The organism is Citricoccus sp. NPDC079358 (genome assembly GCF_040702545.1).
In the GTDB taxonomy this organism is placed as follows: Bacteria; Actinomycetota; Actinomycetes; order Actinomycetales; family Micrococcaceae; genus Citricoccus.
On sequence record NZ_JBFBLI010000008.1, the window covers coordinates 137,859 to 157,240 of the forward strand.

Genomic DNA, 19,382 nt, shown 5'->3' on the forward strand with positions numbered 1-19,382 from the left:
TCAGCGCCACTGACCTCGGGTGTCCACCACTCGGAGCCCTGCGACCTCGCTCCGCAGTCCGCTGAAGGTCCGGTGGTCCACCAGCAACACGACGATGTCCGCCTGCTCGATGGCCTCGGCGGCGGTGACCAAGTCGATGTTCGCCCGGTCCGCGAGCTCGGCCGGCAGCACATCCACATGGGGTTCGACCGCCAGGATGCGGCTGTCCGGGAATTCTTCGGCCATCCGACGGGTGATGGTGACGGCGGGCGATTCCCTGAGGTCGTCGATGTTCGGTTTGAAGGCCAGGCCCAGTGCGGCGATCACCGGGGACTGTCCCGTTTCCCGCTGGACGTCATAGGACTCGGCCTTGACCTGGCGGACCACCCATTCCGGCTTGGCGTCGTTGATCTCGCGGGCGGCCCGGATCATGCGCGCGGACTGCGGAGCCGCCGAGACGATGAACCAGGGGTCAACGGCGATGCAGTGCCCACCGACGCCCGGACCGGGTTGCAGGATGTTGACCCGGGGGTGGTGATTGGCGAGCTCGATGAGCTCCCAGACGTCGATGCCGAGCTCGGTGCAGATCATGGACAGCTCATTGGCGAAGGCGATATTCACATCGCGGAAGGAATTCTCCACGAGTTTGGCGAGCTCGGCGGTGCGCGAGTCGGTCAGGAGGAACTCGCCCTCGCAGAAGCGCTGGTACAGGCGCTGCGCAGCAGTGGCGGCCTCGGGAGTGGAGCCGCCGATGATCCGGTCGTTGGTGACCAGCTCGCGCATGATCTTCCCTGGCAGCACGCGCTCGGGGCAGTGGGCGAACATCAGGGTCCCCGTTGCGACCAGATCCGGCCGCTCCCCGTGGATGACCTCGGCCACCCGCTCCGTGGTGCCGGGAGGAGAGGTGGACTCCAGGATGACCAGCTCGGTCCCTTCGAGGCGTGGCGCGATGCTGCGTGCCGCCGCCTCGATGTAGCTCAGGTCAGCCCGGTGATCATCGGCGAAGGGGGTCGGCACCGCGATGATGAACGCTTCCGCGGCGGCGACCTCTGTGGACGCTGAGAGCGTCCCCCGGGACACCGCCCCGGCCACCACGTCGCCCAACTCTGGTTCCACGAACGGGACGCGACCTGCGTTCACCGCCTCGACGGTCCCCTGGTTGACGTCCACCCCGTGGACCCGGATACCGCTGCGGGCCAGCACGGCGGCCGTCGGAAGTCCGATGTAGCCCAAGCCGATCACGGCAACGGTGGAGATCTCAGTCATGAATGGATGGTCCCTTCGAAGTGGTTGCACACGGCCGTGACCGCGGCAGGAGAGTCGGCTGCCCGCTGATCAGTGGGAATGGTGCCTGATCGAGCATAGTTCAGGCCGGTCCTGCCGGGCCGGGTGCCGAGCTCGCCGGATGCGCCGAACTGTGCAGCAGCGAGCGGTACAGCTGCGTATAGCGGCGGCCATTGGCTTGCCAGGTGCGCTCACCCAGCGCCCAGTTCCGACCGGCACGGCCCATCGTCCGGGCCAACTCCGGATCCTCCAAGAGTTGGCGCAGGGCCGCGGCCAGCGCGGTCGGGTCCTCGGCCGGGACGAGCATTCCGGTGCGTCCGTCCTGGACCAGCTCAGCCAGGGCCGGCAAGTCCGATGCCACCACCGGGCGGGCCGAGGCCGAGGCCTCGACCGATTTCATCGGCGTGACGGCTCGGGTCACCTCGATGTCCCGGCGCGGGACCACGAACACGTCCAAGGCCTGGTGGTAGGTGGGCGCCAGGCTCCGGTCGACGCGCCCGGTGGCGATGACACGTTCCTTGATCCCGAGCACATCGGCTAGGTCCAGCACTCCCGGCAGGGCCGTGCCGTCCCCGACCAGCAACAGGCGCAGTCGGGGGCGAGACGGTGCCAGGGCGGCGACCGCCCGGACCAGGACATCGAGACCCTCATAGGGAACGATGGAACTGACCGAGCCGACGTATTCCAGGTCCGATTCGAGTCCCAGCCGAGACCTCGCCTCGGTGCGACTCATCGGATCGGCGAGGAATGAGCCTCCGATGGCGTTCGGGGACAGAACGATCCCGTCCGCTGCCACGCCTTGTGCCACCAGGTTCTCACGCATCCCCCGCCCCAGGGTGACGACGGCGTCGGCCGCGCGCGCGGTCTCGGACTCGCGTGCGGTGAAGGCCCGGTAATACTCGGAGCCCCCAGACTCAGGGCCACGCGTGGAGGCCCAGCTGTCAGCCCGCTGGCCCCGCACCTCGTAGACCCACGGAATGCCGACGGCCTCGGCCACGGCGCGCACCACGAGGCCGTTGGTGAAGTCCGTGGTCGTGTGCAGCAGCTCAGGCCGCAGTCGAAGCACCAGACGGAGCAACAGCTCGGCATGCTGTTGGAGGCGTTGATCCAGCCCGGAGGCCGGGCGTGACGGCAGCAGGCGATGGTAGTCGATGCCCTCCACCGTGTCCTGGACGGCAGCGTGCACCACGCCCACCTGGACAGGCCATCCCAGCCGGGTCACGGCGGCGACGTCCCACCCTTCATCTCGCAAGGACATCAAGATGGAGTGGCTGCGCTGGGCGTACCCGGCACCGGTGTGCGGAAGAGAGTTGTCCAGGACGTGCAGGACCGAGCGTTCGTGCGGGACGTATCCCGGCACCGGGTCCAGCCGGGGCCGGGTCGTGGTGATGCGGTTGCGTTCCGATACGAACCGGGCGCGCTGCCGGCTTCCCCGGCCAGCGCGAGGCAGGACTCCGATCGCCTCGCTCAGGTGTCCCTCATGCCAGGCCAGACGCGCCGTCACGGAGCGGTGCCCGGCTGATCCGGGCCGTGCCCGGTCCAGGATCTCACGTGCAGCAGGAACGTCGCCCGTGCCGATCAGCGTGTCCGCATAGCGCAGCAGTATGCCGTTACCCTCGCCCCGCTCCGCCGCCGCAGCGGCCCGACTCCTGAGTTTATCGTCCCGGCCCGCTGCCGCTAGACCGAGAGCACCCACCACTTGGAGCGGCCCACTGTCCAGGCGGGCGGCCGCACCGGCCACGGCACGGCGCACAGCCGGCGGAAGCCTGCGGGTGATCTGCAGTGCCATCACCGCGGGATCATCGCGTACATGCTCCCACACGGTAACCCAGGTCAGGGACAGGTTGGCGACGAGTTGCCGAGCCCGGCCCCGGTCAGGTGCCCCTGATTCCCAGCGCGCACCGGCCACCTCGGCGGCCAGATCGACGAAGCGTTGGCCCAGTACCGGCAGGTTCGCCCGGTCTGTCACCCAGTCGCGCCCCCGCCCGTCCGTGGTGGTCGACGCGGGGTCGCGGGCCAGCCGCGTCCACAGCGCGGCCAGGGCCTCCGCATCGTGATCGACCAGGTCCGCGGCTCCGGAGTCGCTCAGTATCTGTGCTGCTTCACCGGTGACCACTCCGGTGATGTGCTTGCCGACCGCGAGCAGTTCGTAGGTCTTGGACGGAACGGTCCAGGCGAAACTGGGCCAATCCGGGCGCAGTGTGACCAAGCAGGTGTCCGCCCAGTCGTACTGGGACCGCAGTCCGGGGCCGTGCACGGAGTCCAGCATCTCCACAGGACGCCCCAGAGATTCGTTCAGGGCCCACAGCTCATCCTTACGGGTGCCCGATCCCACGAGGCGGACGGTGATCCTCTCCGTCCCGTTCTGCAGAAGAGCGGCTGCCCGGATGGTCGTCTCCAGCCCCTGGCTTTCCCCATGGTTGCCCACGTACAGGACGTGCAGTTCTCGTGGTGGCCGATGCCGCACCGCAGCCGGCTCGATCTCGTCCAGGGGTACCCCGTTGCTGACCACCGCCACCGGGCCGATGCCACGCTGTGCCAATCGCTCGGCAAATCCCTCGGTCACCGTTACCACCAGGTCGGCTGACCGCTGCGTACCGGTGACCAGTCGATCCATCAGGCGACTGAGCAGTCCGATGGACACCTCGGCTTCGCGGGCCAGATCGGGCCAGGCATCGCGCATCTCCACGATCAAAGGCACCCGTCGGCACCGGGATAGGACCCAGCCGGCGACGACGGTCGGCAGGGCCGGCACCGTGACCACCAGAACGTCCGGCCGCTCCACCAGGAATGACCGTGGAATGGCAACGACGGCATGGACGACGGACCCCAGGAAGCGACCTTCGCGGGTGGCCCCCAGCAACGCTATCCGCAACGTGTGCACGACGCGCTCTCCCCATGGGCCGACGCCGACGTCCGCACGGTCCATGAGCCGCCCCCCGTGGTACGCATCCGCGCCGGGGATATGGGCGGGGTCCCCGGGAGGAGCCACGATGTCCACATCCCATCCGCGGCGGCGGAAAGCCTCCGCGAAGGCGGTCCACCGTCGCTGGGGCGGGGTGCGTTCCGGAAGGTAGGAGTGCGTGATCAGCTGGATACGCACGGCTCAGGTCCCCGCGCAGGGCTGCGCCCGCGCTGCGGGGGCCGCCGTCGGACTCACCGGTGCCGAGCTGGAGGCGGCATCCGAGGCGGCTTCGGATGCCGCGTCTGAGGACGGGCCCTGATCACTCGCGCCCGGGGCGGACGCAGACTCCGACTCCGTCCCGGACGAGGCGGCCGCCGAGGCATCTGCCGAGGCTGACGCGGGCGACGACTCGGCGCCGTCCTGATCCTCCGACAGGTACCCGTCCAGCTGATCTGACTGAAGAGCCTGGGACAATTCAGCGGTGGCCATCTCGTCCTGGAGGACGATCGAGGCTCCACCGGGACCCTCGGCCGGATCGCCGTGGGGAATCGTGAAGGTCTCGATGTCGTCGGTGCGGATGCCGTTGAGCTGGAGGCCGTAGCCGGCGATCGTCGCCGCGTCCAACCCGTCGTCCACCGTGATGAAGGGCACGATGCTGTTGACGACGCCCATTAACTTCTGGGGGTTGGCCAGCGTGTCCACCGTGAGGATCTGGTCCACCATCGCCGAGACGAAGCGCTGCTGGTTGGCTACCCGCTCGAAGTCACCACCCAGGAAGGCTTTCCGCTCCCGGACATAGCGCAGGGCATCGGAGCCCTCCAACAGAATCTCGCCCTGGGCGAAGAAGGACGGATTGACCTGTCCCGAGGAGAAGGATTGCGGGTTGCAGACCCGGACACCGCCGAGCGCGCTGGTCAGCCCGTTGAAACCCTCGAAGTCGATCACGGCCAGGTGATCGATGTTCACGCCCAGCAGGTTCTCCACCGTCGAGGTCACCAGCGGGTAGCCGCCGAGTCCGAGCGCGGCATTGACCTTGCGTTCGCCGTGGCCGGGGATCTCCACCCACAGGTCACGCACGATCGACATGACGTAGACGTCCTGCCGGTCCTCGGGGATGTGCACGAGCATGAGGGTGTCCGAGCGTTCGCCCTCCTCGCCCTTGTTCTCGGCGGTGTCCATGCCCTCACCGCGGGAGTCCGATCCCATGACCAGCACGTTCAGGGCGCCGTCTGTGGTGGCCTCCGAGGTGGCGATGCCGGCGTCCACCGTCTGGCGCTGATCGTTGAAGGCCGAGGCGATGGAGCCCACATAGACTCCGACGGACACGAGGACGACCACCAGCAGTGCGGCAACCACGATGAAGGCGTTGCGGACGGTATGGCGCCGCCGCCGTGCCCGACCGCTTGAGCGGCGCGGCAAATAATCGTTGTTCTCAGTGTGAGACAAAAGGGGTTCCCATCGACACGTCACAGTTCCACATCATCTTAGACCGCAACCGGGCTGCGGCTGATCCTGCCGTCCCGGACGCTACCAGCGGGCGCGGCGCGGAACGGGCTGGCATCGCGGGCAGTAGGCCGAGGACCGGTTCATGAACCGGTCCTTGACGATCAGGCTCTGATGCCCCTCGCCAGCACAGCGCGCGCAGGGCCGGCCGGCCTGGCCGTAGACATTGAGCGAACGGTCGAAGTACCCGGACTCCCCGTTGACATTGACGTACAGCGCGTCGAAGCTGGTGCCGCCCTGGGCCAGGGCCTTCTCCATTACGGCACATACCGCGTCCAGCAGCCGCGCCGATTCGCCGCGGTTCAACGTCTCGGTGGGGCGGGCATAGTGCAGACGCGCCTGCCACAGGGCCTCATCCGCATAGATGTTACCGATACCGGAGATGAGGCCCTGGTCCAGCAGCGCTCGCTTGAGGCCTGTCCTGCGGCGGCGGAACCGCTGATACACGGTGTCCGGATCGAAGTGGGGGTCCAGGGGGTCGCGGGCGATATGGGTCACCGAGGCCGGCACCAGCTGGTCCGGACGGTCCGACGCCGGCACCAGGACATCGATGAACAGCCCGCCGAAGATACGCTGGTCCGCGAAACGCAGTTCCAGCGCGGCCTCGCGGTCATCGCCTTCACGCTCACCCTCGCCCAAGCTCTCGCCCTCCCCCTCGAGCAGGATCCGGATGCGCAGGTGTCTCGGGTCCGGATCACCCGGAGCGTTCACGAGTAGCTGACCGCTCATGCCCAGATGTGTCACGAGCGCCCGATCAGGCGGCGAACCGGCGGCCACCAGCGGAACCCACAGGTATTTGCCGCGCCGTTCGGGTGCCGCCAGCCGCAGTCCGGTCAGCTGGGATTCGAAGGCGACCGCGCCGCCGTCGTGCCGGCGGGTGGAGCGCGGCTCCACCACCTCGACACCGGAGACCGAACGTCCGGCCGCCCAGGTCGCGAGCCCCCGGCGGACAACCTCCACCTCGGGCAGTTCAGGCACCGGCGGCTGCCTCGGTACCTGCGGCGGCCACATGGGCAGCCGAGATCCGGTCCCAGGAATGGGCCGCGGCCTGGCGTTCGGCCTCCTTCTTGGAGGGCCCGGTACCGGTGGCGTAGGGCGTGCCGCCCACCACCAGGGTGGCGGTGAACACCTTGTCATGGTCCGGGCCAGCGGATTCCATCCGGTACTCGATGGGACCGAGGCCACCGTTCGCAGCGGCCTCCTGGATGTAGGTCTTCCAATCGGTCCCGGCACCCATGGCGAGCTTGTCCGCGAGCAGCGGGATGACCAGCCGGTGGACGAGGTCATGGGCGGCGGGCAGCCCCTGGTCCATGTAGGTGGCGCCGATGAGCGCTTCCATGGTGTCGGCCAGGATGGAGTCCTTGTCCGCACCGCGGGTTCGCCGTTCGCCCTCTCCGAGCAGCACGGCTGGGCCGACGCCGACGGTGCGGGCCACGGAGGCGAGGGCGCGGGTGGAGACGACGGCGGCGCGCATCTTCGCTAGATCACCCTCGGCGAGATCCGAATAGGTGCGGTAGAGGTGGTCAGTCACCACGAAACCGAGCACCGAGTCGCCGAGGAACTCGAGGCGCTCGTTGGTCGGCAACCCGCCCTGCTCATAGGAGTAGGAGCGGTGCGTCAGGGCGAGCACAAGCGTCTCGGGGCCGATGACGACCCCGAGACGCTTGAGCAGGTCTTCAGTTATCGGCCGGTCCAGCTGGGCCGGCCGGCGCCGCCCGGACTGCTGTCCGGACGCCTGTACCGACTTCCGTGGCGCCATGGGCACCTCAGGCGTCGGCGACCTTGCGGCCCTTGTATTCCATGAACAACGGCGTACCGGCGGAATCGGTCACGACCTGGGCCTGGTGCGGCAGGCGGTAGGTGACGCGGCCGTTTTCCACGGACTTCACCAGCGGGGGCACGGTGGCCTTCCACTGGGAGCGGCGGGCACGGGTGTTGGAACGGGACATCTTCCGCTTCGGAACTGCCACGGCTATCTCTCTTCTGTCTCGTCGGATGAGGTCTTCGTCTCCGGCCCGGCAGTGCCGGACTCGGAGGTCTTCGTCAGTTCGGCCAAGGCCGCCCAGCGCGGATCCAGCTGTTCATGGACGTGATCGTCCGGTGCGTCCTCCAGTCGGATGCCGCACTCGGAGCACAGACCCAGACATCCCGGCCGGCAGACCGGCTGGAAAGGCAAGGCCGTGACCACGGCGTCCCGGAGGACTGGCTCCAGATCCACCGTCTCGTACACCACCAGGCGCTCTTCGTCACTCCCACCCTCCGGGGCGGACGCGTGGAACAGCTCCTGCAGGTCAACAGTGATCCCTTCCTGGATCGGGTCCAGGCAACGACTGCACTCTCCCACCAGTTCGGCGTGAGCCTCACCGGTGATCAGGATGCCTTCGTGGACCGACTCCAGACGCAGGTCGACGTCCACGGCTGAACCAGCCGGGATGCCGATGAGCGGAGTGGACAGTGCCTCGGGGGCTGGCCACTGCTCCTCCAGGGTCCTCATGGACCCCGGGCTGCGCACCAGGTCCTTGACGGAGATCACCCAGGCACCGGCCGTTTCCGCAGCGGAGGGTGACGATGACGCGGACATCAGCATTCCTTCCGAATCGGTGGCGGTGCGGATTCCTCGAGCGGCGTGAGCCACGCTCCGACATCCGGGCAGGGTAGATCCCTTAAGGACCGACTCACCAGTGTAACCCGCGATCCCGGCGAGTCCAAACCCGCGAGTTGACTCAGGCTGAATGCCCGCGCGGGGCGGTTCATTGCCTCATTCAACATTGCCCGCGTGGAGCGACCACGCCCGCAATGCCATTCGCCGGGAATTGGCCGGCGTGCCGGCGACACCCAAGCTACGTGGACCGCTCTACCGCTATTCAGAGCAGCAGATCTGGGCACTGACCGCGATCCTACGTCGAATAGAAAAACGGGGCCTGGATCAGACGGTGCGCTGGCTACTGCCGCTACGACACCCCAACGGAGATCGAGATCCTGCCGCCCTCCAGGACCGGCTCGTCACCCTCGCCAAAAATAGCGCGGGCCCGTGCCGGACCGACACCAGCAACACCATGTCTTCGACATCCAAGACCAGGCTCAGCCGCCCACCCCGCACGCGGGCGAAAACGGATGAGTCAACGAATCAATACAAGCTGGCATCTTGACATGAGGCAACTAGACCCGGGTGTACTGCGCAGACAGAGTCGTGGATTACGCTCGGTGCATGACTTCCAGTGTTGACGAGCAGACCCCGATCGACCACGCCTTCAACTACGGGTACCTCGCCGCCGATCACGCCGTGGAGGTATCTGACCTCGCCGGCTGGCGGGCGGAAGCGTTCGGGAACCTCACGGTCCGGCTGCACCCCAAGACCACATGGGCGGTCCACGAGGGGAATCAGGTCCGCGCCGCCGTCATCGGCGAGCCGATCGATCTCACCGACGACATCGTCGACCCGGAGATCGTTGTATCCACCATCGGCCACCTGCTGGAGGCTGAGGGCCTACAGCAGGCACTGCGCCGCGTGGCTTATCTCGGTGGCCGGTGGACGGCCATGCTTTATGACGGTACCGAGACCGTGTTGATCACAGACTTCGCGGCCACCCAGGCCGTGTTCTGGCACCACGATGAACGCGGGACCACGTTCTCCAATTACTCTCACCTGCTGGCCGAGGCCACCGGCGCCGAGTTGAACACACCGTACCGGGAGCTCATGGCAAGCCCTCGGGACCATGGCGCCAAGGGAACTATCTACTGGCCAGGCGTGGAGACTCCCTTCATAGGTGTCCTGCCCGTCCTGCCGAATCACGCCTTGCACCTGAAGGCTGGCTCCACGCCCCAGCACCGTCGCTACTACCCGTTCCCGGAAACCACGGCCATCAGAGATTCCGAGAAGGCTTATGAGGCCTTTCGCGATCTGTTCATCCGTCACGTCCGGCTGATCTGCGCCTCGACGGACCAGATCGGCATCTCGCTGACCGGCGGGACGGACTCGCGCTCCACCCTGGCCGCGACGGCCCCGTATCTCAACACCGACACAGCCGTCACGTGGACCTACATCGATGTGAGCAATCCGCACGCCGGAATGGCTGCCGATCTTGAGGCGGCGGTGAAGCTGGCCGAGCTCTACGGCCTGCGCCACCAGGTCATCGACCTCAGCCCGAATGTCCTGAAGGCACTGTCCACGACCGCAGGCACAGACTACGGCCGGTCCTACGAGCGGAGCCTCCGGTATTCCCGGCAGTTTCGACGCGTCTCAGTCGCCTACGCGGAACAGCTGCCCGTTGACACCGTCCAACTGCAGTCCATGGTGGCCGAGGTCGGCACGGGATTCTATAAGAAGCGATCCGGTCAGCCTGATGTGGAACGACTGTCCTACCTCTACAATTCGTCGCCCTTCCATGAGCATCCGCTCGTCAGGTCGGCATTCGAACGGTACGTCGACTACGCAGGTCTGGACACGGAGTACCCCGGACCCTTCGACTGGCACGACTTGTTCTACGTGGAGGGCAGACTGGGCCGCTGGGCCACCCTGCGGATCCAGGAGGTGGACCTCGCCCACCGTGTTCAGCTGCCGTTCAACGCCCGGGGAATCGTCGAGGCCCTGGCCGGGCCGCTCCTGGAGGACCGCGTGGACAAGCAGGCGTTGAAGCGCTTCGTCGCTGAGCACGAGCCCGCCGGAATGGAACCTTCCGCCGCCCCCGAGGGCACCACAGCAGCGGCAGTTCCGGCCACGGCGGCCCAGGCGGCTTCAGTCCAGGCGGCTCCGACCCAGGTCCGGCCCAAACCAAGCCTGGTGCGCCGGGCCGTGCGGAAGATCAGCCGACTCGTCGGATCATCCCGATCCGCTCGTTGAACGTCTCGACGGGCTCAAACTGCGGGAACTGCTCTAGCCAGTCCTCCACGATCGCCCGCTCATCGGGCCGGTTGTAGTCGTCCATCACGACGAGGCAGCCCGGCGCGAGGCGGTCAAGAAGCACGGGCAGCGCGGGGAACCGGGCGTTCTCGCCCGTGGACTTGGGCGGCCCGTCCACGACGAGCAGATCGATGTCCCGGAGGTCATGGAAGGCCTCCAGTCCGTACCACTGAAAGGTCCGGTCCTTGATGTCGACGGGTTGCAGTGGAGACAGGCGGACCTCGATGGTGTCCCCGAGGCCACGGGCCTCGACCACATGGCGTGTCTGGGCCGCGTATTCCTCCAGATGGTCCACGGACACGATCTTCCCGCCGTGGCGGCGGACGAACTCTCCCATCCAGGAGGTCGACGCGCCGCTGCCCACCTCAAGGACCTTCCGGGGCTGGTGATCCTGGAGCAGGTCGGTCAACCAGAGCAGCCCCTCGGCGTTCATGGCGAAGCCTCCCGAGAGCGGCAGACGGTGGTGCGAGGAGTCGACCCGCGCCGACAGCTGCATCAGGGACTCGACCTGCCGCACGGTCTCCCTTGAGGTCGTCGTCGTATGCCGGACGCCATCAGAACGCTGGCGTTCGGCCTTAGAGGCCTGCCGTTCCATGTGCTCATCCACGGCTTCCAGTCGCTCTTCCAGGGCTGCCAGCCGGTCTTCATGGCCGAAGCGGAAGGTATCCATGGTGGCCAGCAGGCGGCGCTCCGCGGCCTCGAGACGTTCCCGCGTCGTCGTCTCCTGGCGCCGGGCCGAGAGAACTTGAGCCTTCGCCGCCTGACGGCGCTGGGAATCCTTCTCCACGTAGTCGAGGAAACGGTCGATCTGCCGACGTAGCCACTTCCGCACCTTGGCGGAACGCAGCACCAGGCGCACCAGGGACAGTGCCAGAACGGCCAGTATCGCCGCCAACACCAGCATGAGCAGCATCAGGGTCGCCAGGGTGGTCCAGAATGCTCCCGCCGTCACCACCTCGGCACCGGCATAGCCCGCCACGGTCAGCACCAGGGCCAGCAGGAAAGCCGCGACGACCCCCAGGATGACCGGCAAAATCCTCCGGGCAGTGATCCTCATGTTCTCGTCCCATCCTCATCGCCGTTGTTGTCTTGCAGGGTTCGGACCAATGACTGGCCGCCGTACCTCGCCCGAACGTGCTTCTGTCCTGCTAGGGCCAGACGGCGGTACTCCTCGGGGTTCTCCGCCAGCGTCCGGACGGTCTCAGCCGCATCCGCTGGCCGGACTTCGACCACGAAGTCACCGTAGGCCCGTTGGTGGCCTACATCGCCCACCACCACGACGCCGGCCGCGAGGGCTTCGAGGACATCACGCCGGGGGTGCCCCGTCGCCGAGTCTCCGCCGAACTGCAGGCAGAAGTCCGCCGAGCGCCAGAAGATCAGGGGGTCGATCTCGCCGTCGCCGAAGCACACCCAGGAGGCCGGGAGGGTTCTCCGTCCCACGCGGTCCAGGAGCACGTCAGCATCCCCCAGCCACCGGTACTCCCCCGATCCATCCGTGGGGTAGGCAGCTTCAATCTGCTCCTCGTTCGCCGGCCAGTCCCCGGAGTCCGTGCCCACCCGGCGGGCGAGGACGACTCCTTCGGTCCGTACCGGCGCCGGCGGACGCGCGGTCCAGCCGGCCGACAGCACCACGGGGTAGGCCCAATCGGCGACGGGCACGGGGAAATCGGTGCCGGCGGCTTTTTCGGACGAGGCGTCGGCTGCGGTCAGCACCCACTCGGCCTGACAGTCGAAGATGTCCGCGGCCATCGACTGTGTCCACGCCGGGTCGAAGGTCCAGTCGCGGTCGCGGATGGACATCTCCTCCGCGTCCGCGACGATCAACAGCCGGTCTGGAGCCAGTCCGAGCGACGCCCGGCGGCCCAGGTGGACTGTTGCCGGGTCCCGGACGATGATGTTCCGTGCGGTGTCCGGCCCGTGGGGGTACATCTGCAGCACGGACCCATCATTGATGAGTTCCTGCACCTCGGGGAGGATCGGGGTGCCGAACTGGTTCGACCCGTAGGGAGATTCCATCTGGAGGACGGCGACGCTGAGGCCGCCGTCCCGGCAGGCACGGATCTCTTCCAAGACCTCACCGACCTGCGGAGAATTCCCGCGCCAGTCGGCCACGAAGCAGACATCAACACGCTGCGGTTCATATTCCTTTCCCCGCATGTTCGGGGCGATGGCGAACGGGAAACGGTCCTCGTCGCCCAGGTTGTCCAAGGCAAGCTCAGCGGGTTCCACCGTCTGGTGCCAGCGCCGGTAGGCATTGCGGAAGCCGGTGCGCATCGGATGGTTCCAGCCGACGCGGAAGTCAGATCGGGACAGGGACCCGAGGGACAGCCTGATCATGTACAGGGGCTCGTCCAGGACGTCCGTGGGCTTCCCCGTCCACCGCTCGAGCCGCTCACGGAACTCCGAGTCCCCCGCCTTGCGCACCGGCAGGTAGCCGCCGACCCCGATGGCGTCCTCGCGACGCATCATGAAACTGACCTCACAACGGCGCACCGGAACCAGACCGCGAGACACCCGCACCAAGGTGTCGTCCATGCGGGTGGCCCGGGTCATCACCCCGGCGACGTCCTCGCGGTCGCGAAGACGGTCGACCTGGAGGGCGATCCGTTCCGGGTGGGACCAGTCGTCCGTGTCCTGGCCGGTGATGAATTCACCACGAGCCGCCTTGATGCCCTCATTGCGGGCCCGGTAGGTACCCCCATTGGGGTCGAGACGGATGAGGCGAATCCGGTCATCAGAGGCGGCCAGTTCGTCCAGTATCACCGGGTCGGATTGACTCGAGCAGTCATCCACGAGCAGGACCTCGAGGTTTCGCCAGGTCTGCTTGAGGATCGACTGCACGGCGGTGACGATCTCTGCCGGGTCGGGGTTGTACGTCGTGACGATCACGGAGACCAGGGGCCCGCCATGGCGCACCTCGGATTCCGGAACCGCGGAGAGCGTGTCGAAGGGCTTGGCGGCGTCCGGGTCCACGGTGACCGGCCCCAGGCCGAAGCTGGTGAACGGTCGGTTGAAGGCCTGGAGCCACTGGGCGTGGTCCGCCCGATTCCCCGTGACGAAGGGGTTGAGAGTATCCGCGTCCAGGTATCCCCAGGACTCAGAGGCCAGGTCCGGATGCCGGCCCAGGAGCTTGCGGACCTCGGCGAACCTTCCCTGTTCGAACAGCATCTCGACCAACAGCTTGCGGTGGTGACGGTACGCCGGGTTGTGGGGATCGTGGCGCAGGACGAGCTGAAGGACGTCCACCACGAATTCGTCATGCTGCGGGGCGATGAGCTGGACCGCCAGCAACCGCGCCATGCGGACAAGGTTCGCCGGGTCGAGCCCGTCCAGCCGGCCTTTGTGGACTTGCTCCCGGACCTCGGCGAAGGTCATGGTGCCCTCGGAGGCGATCCACGCGTAGAACTCACCGATTTCGGCAGTCTCCGAAGACACGGCCCACTTGTCCAGGCGGTCACGGGTGGCGCGGTGCACCACTGCCGTCAAGGCCGGCGGAAGCCCGGGGTACTTCTCGTCAGCCCCTGCACCGTGCGCGTCCATGTCCCGTCCCGTCCTGTCCCGTTCCGTCCCGATCACCTTGATCTCCAAGTCCTTCTACATTGCCGCGATCGCTCGCAGCCGGTCGGCCAGGAGCTCGGCGGCCTGCGCTCCTCCATCAGCCGGCAGCGGGGCCTCGGCGGCTCTGCCGTCACCGGCCGCCTGCGCGGTGATCGCCTCCCGCAGCCCCTCTGCCGAGCGGACCGTGCGGGCCAGGCCCTCCTCGTCCACGGACAGGGCTCGCCTGACCTGATCATCCGTAACGGTCCGGTCGTTCGGCAGCAGGATCGAGGGCAGGTCGAGAGCAATGGCTTCCTGGACGGAGTTGTATCCCGCCGCAGTGACCGCGAATTCGAAGGCCCGGTAGTACCGGGCCAACGGATAGGCGCTCATGACCTGGAGACGCTCGTCCACAGCCGCCTCCTCTGCCAGGGGGTTCCGCGTCATGACCGGCACCCACTCCGGCCCGAGGGAGAGGACCGCTTCCAGGGCCGCGGCCACCGCCTTCTCACCATCGAACAGGATCCCGCCGCCCAGGCTGATCAACACATACCTGCGGGATGAATCGAATCCCAGGTCCGCACAGGCCTCCTCCCGGCTGAGGAGGTCTTCCGGCCCCGTGAGGGTGACTGGATTGACGTAGTGGACGGGGACGCCCGGACCAACATCAACCATTTCGCGGCACCCGTAGTCACCGGGAACAATCACCTCATCGCACACCCGCGCGGCGAGATGGCGCTGCGGGGAGTTCCGGTCCACCTCCGGACGCCAGCATCCTCGCTGCATCCAGACGAGGTGGATCCCGAGGGTGCGGCACACATCCGTGACCGGCTGATAGATCCAGGTACCGTCGAACATCACCACGGAGGGGCGCAGTTCTTTCATCAGCTCGAACAGGTGGCGGCCGAATCCGTGGTTCCAGGAGTCGGCATCGCCGTCCGTCGCCGCGGCGGACGGGAAATAGCGGACTTCCACGCCGAGTCCTTGCACCTGCGTGTAGGCCTTGGACAGGGTCAGGATCACCGGGTCACGGTCGCTCGGAAGCCGGGTCGCCACCGCGAGCATCCGGGAGATGTGTCCCAGTCCCGCGCCGTTGCTGGTGATGAAGAGGAACGAGCCGGAAGGACGGTAGTCCAGCGGTTCCGTCTGCCCGTATCCCACACGCACCCGCTGCCGGCGGCGGAACTCCACGAGAGGGGTGATGCCTCCGGCCCACCGCCGTGTCCGAGCGCGAGCGGACCGGACGGTCCGCGCCAGGGCACCTCGACCAGCGAGCTGCGGCATCATCAGAGCCGGATGCCCTCACTCTTGCCGCGGGTGTCGAACAGGACCGCACTCCGGGCTTCGATGGACGCCAGGTCGTAGGCACGGTGGGCCTGCAGCAGCACCACCAGATCTGCCTCGGCCAGAGCGGTGTCCAGGTCAGTCACGCTCCGGAGGGTGCGGTCCGCCAGGTGCCAGGACTTCACGTAGGGGTCGTGGTAGGAGAGCTGGGCGCCGCGCGCCAAGAGCCGCTCGGCCACCGCGACCGCCGGGGATTCGCGCTGATCCGCGATATCCGGCTTGTATGTCACCCCAAGGACCAGGATTCTGGACCCCTTGACCGAGCGCTCCTGCTCGTTGAGGATATCGGCGGAGCGATGGACCACGTACTCGGGCATGGAGTTGTTGATCTCCTGGGCCAACTCCACGAAGCGGAAGGGGTATCCCAGCTCCTTCTGAACATGGTGGGCCAGGTAATTCGGATCGATCGGGATGCAGTGCCCGCCCACGCCCGGACCGGGAGTGAAGGCCATGAAGCCGAAGGGCTTGGTCGAGGCGCCGCGGATGACCTCCCAGATGTCAATGCCCATATCATGGGCGAACTTGGACATCTCATTGACGAGAGCGATGTTCACGTGCCGGAAGGTGTTCTCCAGCAGCTTGGCCATCTCGGCCTCCTTCGGCCCGGACACCGGGACGACCTCGTCCACGAAGTCCGAGTAGAAGCCCACGGCAGCCTGGGTGGAATGGTCCGAAATGCCGCCGACGAGCTTCGGAGTGTTCTTGACACCGTAGACCGGATCACCGGGATTGATGCGCTCCGGGGAGAACGCGACGTCGAAGTCCTGGCCGGCCGTCAGCCCGCTCTGCGACTCCAGGATGGGGATCAGCACGTCCTCAGTGGTCCCGGGGTACGTCGTGGACTCGAGGATGACGACGGTGGAGGGCTTCAGGTGCGCGCCCACGGAGGTGGACGACTGCCGGACCGCCTTGAGGTCGGGTCCACCGCTGTCACTAAGCGGCGTGGGCACGCAGATCACCACAACGTCGGACTCCGCCACGACCGCAGCGTCAGTGGTCGCCCGGTAACCCTGCTCAATCATCGTTGCGACGTCGGCGTCGGAGAGGTCGTCGACGTGAGAGGTCCCGGAGTTCAGGGCCTCTACCAGCGACGCCGTCACATCCAGGCCATACACCTGCCATCCGGCTTCGACGGCGGCCTGCGCCAAGGGCAGTCCCACATATCCCTGACCAACGATCGTGGCGGTTCGCTTCATAGATCAATTCCTCCAATTGGACGGCCCCATAGGGCCGTTATGCGACTGTTGCCAAGAGTACCGGGCTTCTCCGGCGGCCGAAAACCATCCGCACCGTGTCGTCAGAACACGCCGTGGACCCCGCCCAGCTGCTCAGCGGCGCAGGCCGATTCGGCGCGCCATCGTGCCGACTCGGCGCCGCAGCCGCCTCCGCGCCACGGCAAGCCGACTCGTCGCGGACTGACCAACCGAGGCCCGCCCGACTCCGGCCGCGGCGTTGCCAGCCTCGGCCGCCTTGGCATCACTGGCGGCCTGCTCTGCGTCGGTGCTGACTTTGGCGTCCTCCGCGGCCGTGTACAGACCGCGCAGCGTGGGGAACTGCGTGAACAACTGTTCGGTGTCTTCCACCACCGCGTGCCGCCCCATCTTGGTCAGGATCTCCCGGCGGATGACGTCCGGGTCGCCGTTCATGTGGCCATCGTCCGTGGCTGTGTCCTGCTGGATGTGCCGGGTCTGGATCACGCTGGGACGCTGAGCGTTGAGGAGGACAGTCCGCATCTTCGGTGTCCGCCGATGATTGCGGATCTCGTTGATCTCCAAGGTGCCCGTGCTGGAGATCCAGCGCCCGATGGCGCCCTGGCCCATCGAGGACATCGCCTGGTTGTAATGGCGCAGCACCGAGTACCCACCATGTTCGAAAAGACCGACGTACCCCTCCGCCAGGGACACTCCGAATCCGTCGTGTTCCGGGAGCATATACTGCTCCACCTGGTCCAGGTAGTCGGCCGAGAGAAGGTCGTCGTCGTCCACACGGAAGGCGAAGACCAGTGCATCATCACCGGGAGCGGCCTCTACCAGGACCTTCTGCATGCGAGCGACGTTGCCCACTCGGTCAGAGTTGACCGCCACGAGTTCCAGTACTGGGTACTTCTCCGCCGCCGCCTGGAGTTCCGTCAGCCACTTGTCCGGCAGCTGGGGCGAGTAGTAGACGAAGTGCCGGTAATGGTGTCGGTCGGCCATCTGCTGATAGATCGGTGCGGCCAGCTCACAGAAGATCTGTACTCGAGGGCCCAGACGTTCATCCGAGAAGAGGCGCTCGGTGTAGTTCTGCGCGTCGGCGACGCCCTCCTTGCGGCTGAGTCTCCATGACGTGCTGTCCGGGCTGACAATGCTGAACCGCGTGGCCCCGAAATAATACTTGAGAATGACCTTCTCCTCTTCCTTTGCCGTCCGTTGGCAGACACGGACATCCTAGCGTCGCCTGGGACACCACTCACTGTGACATCGAGTTACCCGCCCGAAGCCCGCGACTCGCGGATGCGGTTCAGAGTCCGGCCGCGAACTCCTTGAGCCAGGGGCGCAGGTCCGGGCCCAGGTCCTCACGGGCGCTGGCCAGCTCAATCACGGCCTTCAGGTAGCTCAGCTTGTCACCCGTGTCATAGCGCTTACCGCTGAACACCACGGCATGCACACCGAACCCCTCCCCCTGCCCCTCGGCCAGGACCTGCAGGGCGTCGGTCAGCTGGATCTCATTCCCGCGGCCGGGCTCCGTGCGCTCGAGGATGTCGAAGACCGCAGGGTCCAGCACATAGCGGCCGATCACGGCCAAATTGGAGGGTGCCTCCTCCACCGGGGGCTTCTCCACGAGCCCGGTGACACGCACGACGTCCTCCGGCCCCCCTGCCACCGTGGAGACCTCGGCCACCCCGTAGGCGGAGATGTTCTCGCGGGGGACCTCCATGAGGGCGATGACCGAGCCGCCCTTCTCCTGCTGGACGTCGATCATGCGCTCCAGCAGGTCTTCCTTCTCATCGATCAGGTCGTCACCGAGCAGCACGGCGAACGGCTCGCGTCCCACGTGCTGCTTGGCGCACCACACCGCGTGCCCCAGCCCCTTGGCATCGTTCTGGCGCACATAGTGGATGTTACCGAGGTTGGTGGCCTCCTGGATCTTGTCCAGTTTGCCGAAGTCCCCCTTGAGCTCCAGGCTGCGCTCGAGGGCCGGAACCCGGTCGAAGTGGTCCTCCAGGGCACGCTTGCTGCGGCCGGTGATCATCAACAGGTCCTTCAGCCCGGCGGCCTTGGCCTCCGCCACCACGTACTGGATGGCCGGCTTGTCCACCACCGGGAGCATCTCCTTGGGCATGGCCTTGGTGGCCGGCAGGAACCGGGTCCCCAGCCCGGCGGCGGGGATGATGGCCTTTTGGGTGCGAGGATTCTGCGAGCGTTCAGTCATGGCTGCAGGATAACGGGTCCGGGTGACCATCACGACTCGTTCAGCCGCCGCATGACCGCCCGCGGCACGAACTCCGAGACGTCTCCTCCGAGCTGGCTCACTTCCTTGATGAGCGTGGAGGACAGGTGTGCGTAACGGCTGTCGGTGGGCAGGAACACGGTCTCCACGCCGGTCAGGTGTCGGTTCATCGCCGCCATCGGCATCTCGTACTCCAGATCGGCGGTGTCGCGCAGGCCCTTGATGATGGCATTGGCACCGGCCTTGCGGCAGAACTCGGCAAGCAGTCCCTCCCCCATGGGCACGACGGAGATCCCCTGGAGCGAGGAGACGGTCTCCCGGATCATCTCGATCCTGGTGTCCACGTCGAACCGGTACTTCTTCGCGTAGTTCGTGGAGACCGCCACGATGACGTCATCGAAGAGGTTGGTGGCCCGTGCAATCACCTCCACGTGGCCGTGGTGCAGGGGGTCAAAGGATCCGGGGCAGACGGCTCGACGCATGCACCGAACATACTATGGA

15 protein-coding genes are annotated in these 19,382 nt (G+C 66.8%); 1 reads left to right on the forward strand and 14 read right to left on the reverse strand.

Features of this window, described 5'->3' with window-relative positions; genetic code table 11:
• The 7 genes from wecC to AB0333_RS11615 form a co-directional block, all read right to left on the reverse strand.
• Positions 1 to 1,245 (reverse strand): UDP-N-acetyl-D-mannosamine dehydrogenase, encoded by a 1,245-nt coding sequence (wecC, locus tag AB0333_RS11585; RefSeq protein ID WP_366218823.1) that lies wholly within the window; start codon positions 1,243 to 1,245, stop codon positions 1 to 3.
• A gap of 100 nt (positions 1,246 to 1,345) precedes the next feature.
• The gene (locus AB0333_RS11590; RefSeq protein WP_366218824.1) at positions 1,346 to 4,366 is read right to left on the reverse strand and encodes a glycosyltransferase family 4 protein; all 3,021 of its coding nucleotides are present in this window, start codon (positions 4,364 to 4,366) and stop codon (positions 1,346 to 1,348) included.
• A 3-nt stretch (positions 4,367 to 4,369) separates the two neighbouring features.
• Entirely contained in the window at positions 4,370 to 5,524 is a 1,155-nt protein-coding gene (locus AB0333_RS11595; RefSeq protein ID WP_366218825.1) for an LCP family protein, read from the reverse strand.
• A 171-nt stretch (positions 5,525 to 5,695) separates the two neighbouring features.
• Entirely contained in the window at positions 5,696 to 6,649 is a 954-nt protein-coding gene (mutM, locus tag AB0333_RS11600; RefSeq protein ID WP_366218826.1) for a bifunctional DNA-formamidopyrimidine glycosylase/DNA-(apurinic or apyrimidinic site) lyase, read from the reverse strand.
• A complete protein-coding gene (rnc, locus tag AB0333_RS11605) occupies positions 6,642 to 7,430 on the reverse strand; it encodes a ribonuclease III (RefSeq protein WP_366218827.1) in 789 nt (262 codons plus the stop codon). Before rnc ends, mutM begins: the two co-directional genes overlap by 8 nt.
• A gap of 7 nt (positions 7,431 to 7,437) precedes the next feature.
• The gene (gene rpmF / locus AB0333_RS11610) at positions 7,438 to 7,641 is read right to left on the reverse strand and encodes a 50S ribosomal protein L32 (protein ID WP_115930987.1); all 204 of its coding nucleotides are present in this window, start codon (positions 7,639 to 7,641) and stop codon (positions 7,438 to 7,440) included.
• A gap of 2 nt (positions 7,642 to 7,643) precedes the next feature.
• Entirely contained in the window at positions 7,644 to 8,252 is a 609-nt protein-coding gene (locus AB0333_RS11615) for a DUF177 domain-containing protein (protein WP_366218828.1), read from the reverse strand.
• Between the two features lie 627 nt (positions 8,253 to 8,879).
• Here AB0333_RS11615 and AB0333_RS11620 point away from each other — a divergent pair.
• Positions 8,880 to 10,511, forward strand: a complete 1,632-nt coding sequence (locus tag AB0333_RS11620; RefSeq protein WP_366218829.1) for a hypothetical protein — start codon at positions 8,880 to 8,882, stop codon at positions 10,509 to 10,511.
• Here AB0333_RS11620 and AB0333_RS11625 read toward each other — a convergent pair.
• The 7 genes from AB0333_RS11625 to coaD all read right to left on the reverse strand — a co-directional run bounded on the left by AB0333_RS11625 (position 10,474) and on the right by coaD (position 19,363).
• On the reverse strand, positions 10,474 to 11,628 hold the full coding sequence (locus AB0333_RS11625) for a class I SAM-dependent methyltransferase (protein ID WP_366218830.1): 1,155 nt from the start codon (positions 11,626 to 11,628) through the stop codon (positions 10,474 to 10,476). The two genes, AB0333_RS11620 and AB0333_RS11625, sit on opposite strands and share 38 nt — an antisense overlap.
• On the reverse strand, positions 11,625 to 14,159 hold the full coding sequence (locus AB0333_RS11630; RefSeq protein WP_366218831.1) for a glycosyltransferase: 2,535 nt from the start codon (positions 14,157 to 14,159) through the stop codon (positions 11,625 to 11,627). The genes AB0333_RS11625 and AB0333_RS11630 overlap by 4 nt, the downstream gene beginning before the upstream one ends.
• Before the next feature lie 6 nt (positions 14,160 to 14,165).
• Positions 14,166 to 15,395: a glycosyltransferase gene (locus AB0333_RS11635; protein WP_366218832.1), complete on the reverse strand. Its 1,230-nt coding sequence runs from the start codon at positions 15,393 to 15,395 to the stop codon at positions 14,166 to 14,168.
• Positions 15,395 to 16,648, reverse strand: a complete 1,254-nt coding sequence (locus tag AB0333_RS11640) for a nucleotide sugar dehydrogenase (RefSeq protein ID WP_366218833.1) — start codon at positions 16,646 to 16,648, stop codon at positions 15,395 to 15,397. Before AB0333_RS11640 ends, AB0333_RS11635 begins: the two co-directional genes overlap by 1 nt.
• 132 nt (positions 16,649 to 16,780) lie before the next feature.
• Positions 16,781 to 17,833 (reverse strand): glycosyltransferase, encoded by a 1,053-nt coding sequence (locus tag AB0333_RS11645; RefSeq protein WP_366218855.1) that lies wholly within the window; start codon positions 17,831 to 17,833, stop codon positions 16,781 to 16,783.
• 118 nt (positions 17,834 to 17,951) lie between these two features.
• A complete protein-coding gene (galU, locus tag AB0333_RS11650; RefSeq protein WP_366218834.1) occupies positions 17,952 to 18,863 on the reverse strand; it encodes a UTP--glucose-1-phosphate uridylyltransferase GalU in 912 nt (303 codons plus the stop codon).
• Between the two features lie 29 nt (positions 18,864 to 18,892).
• Positions 18,893 to 19,363: a pantetheine-phosphate adenylyltransferase gene (gene coaD, locus AB0333_RS11655; RefSeq protein ID WP_366218835.1), complete on the reverse strand. Its 471-nt coding sequence runs from the start codon at positions 19,361 to 19,363 to the stop codon at positions 18,893 to 18,895.
• Positions 19,364 to 19,382: the final 19 nt, after the last annotated feature.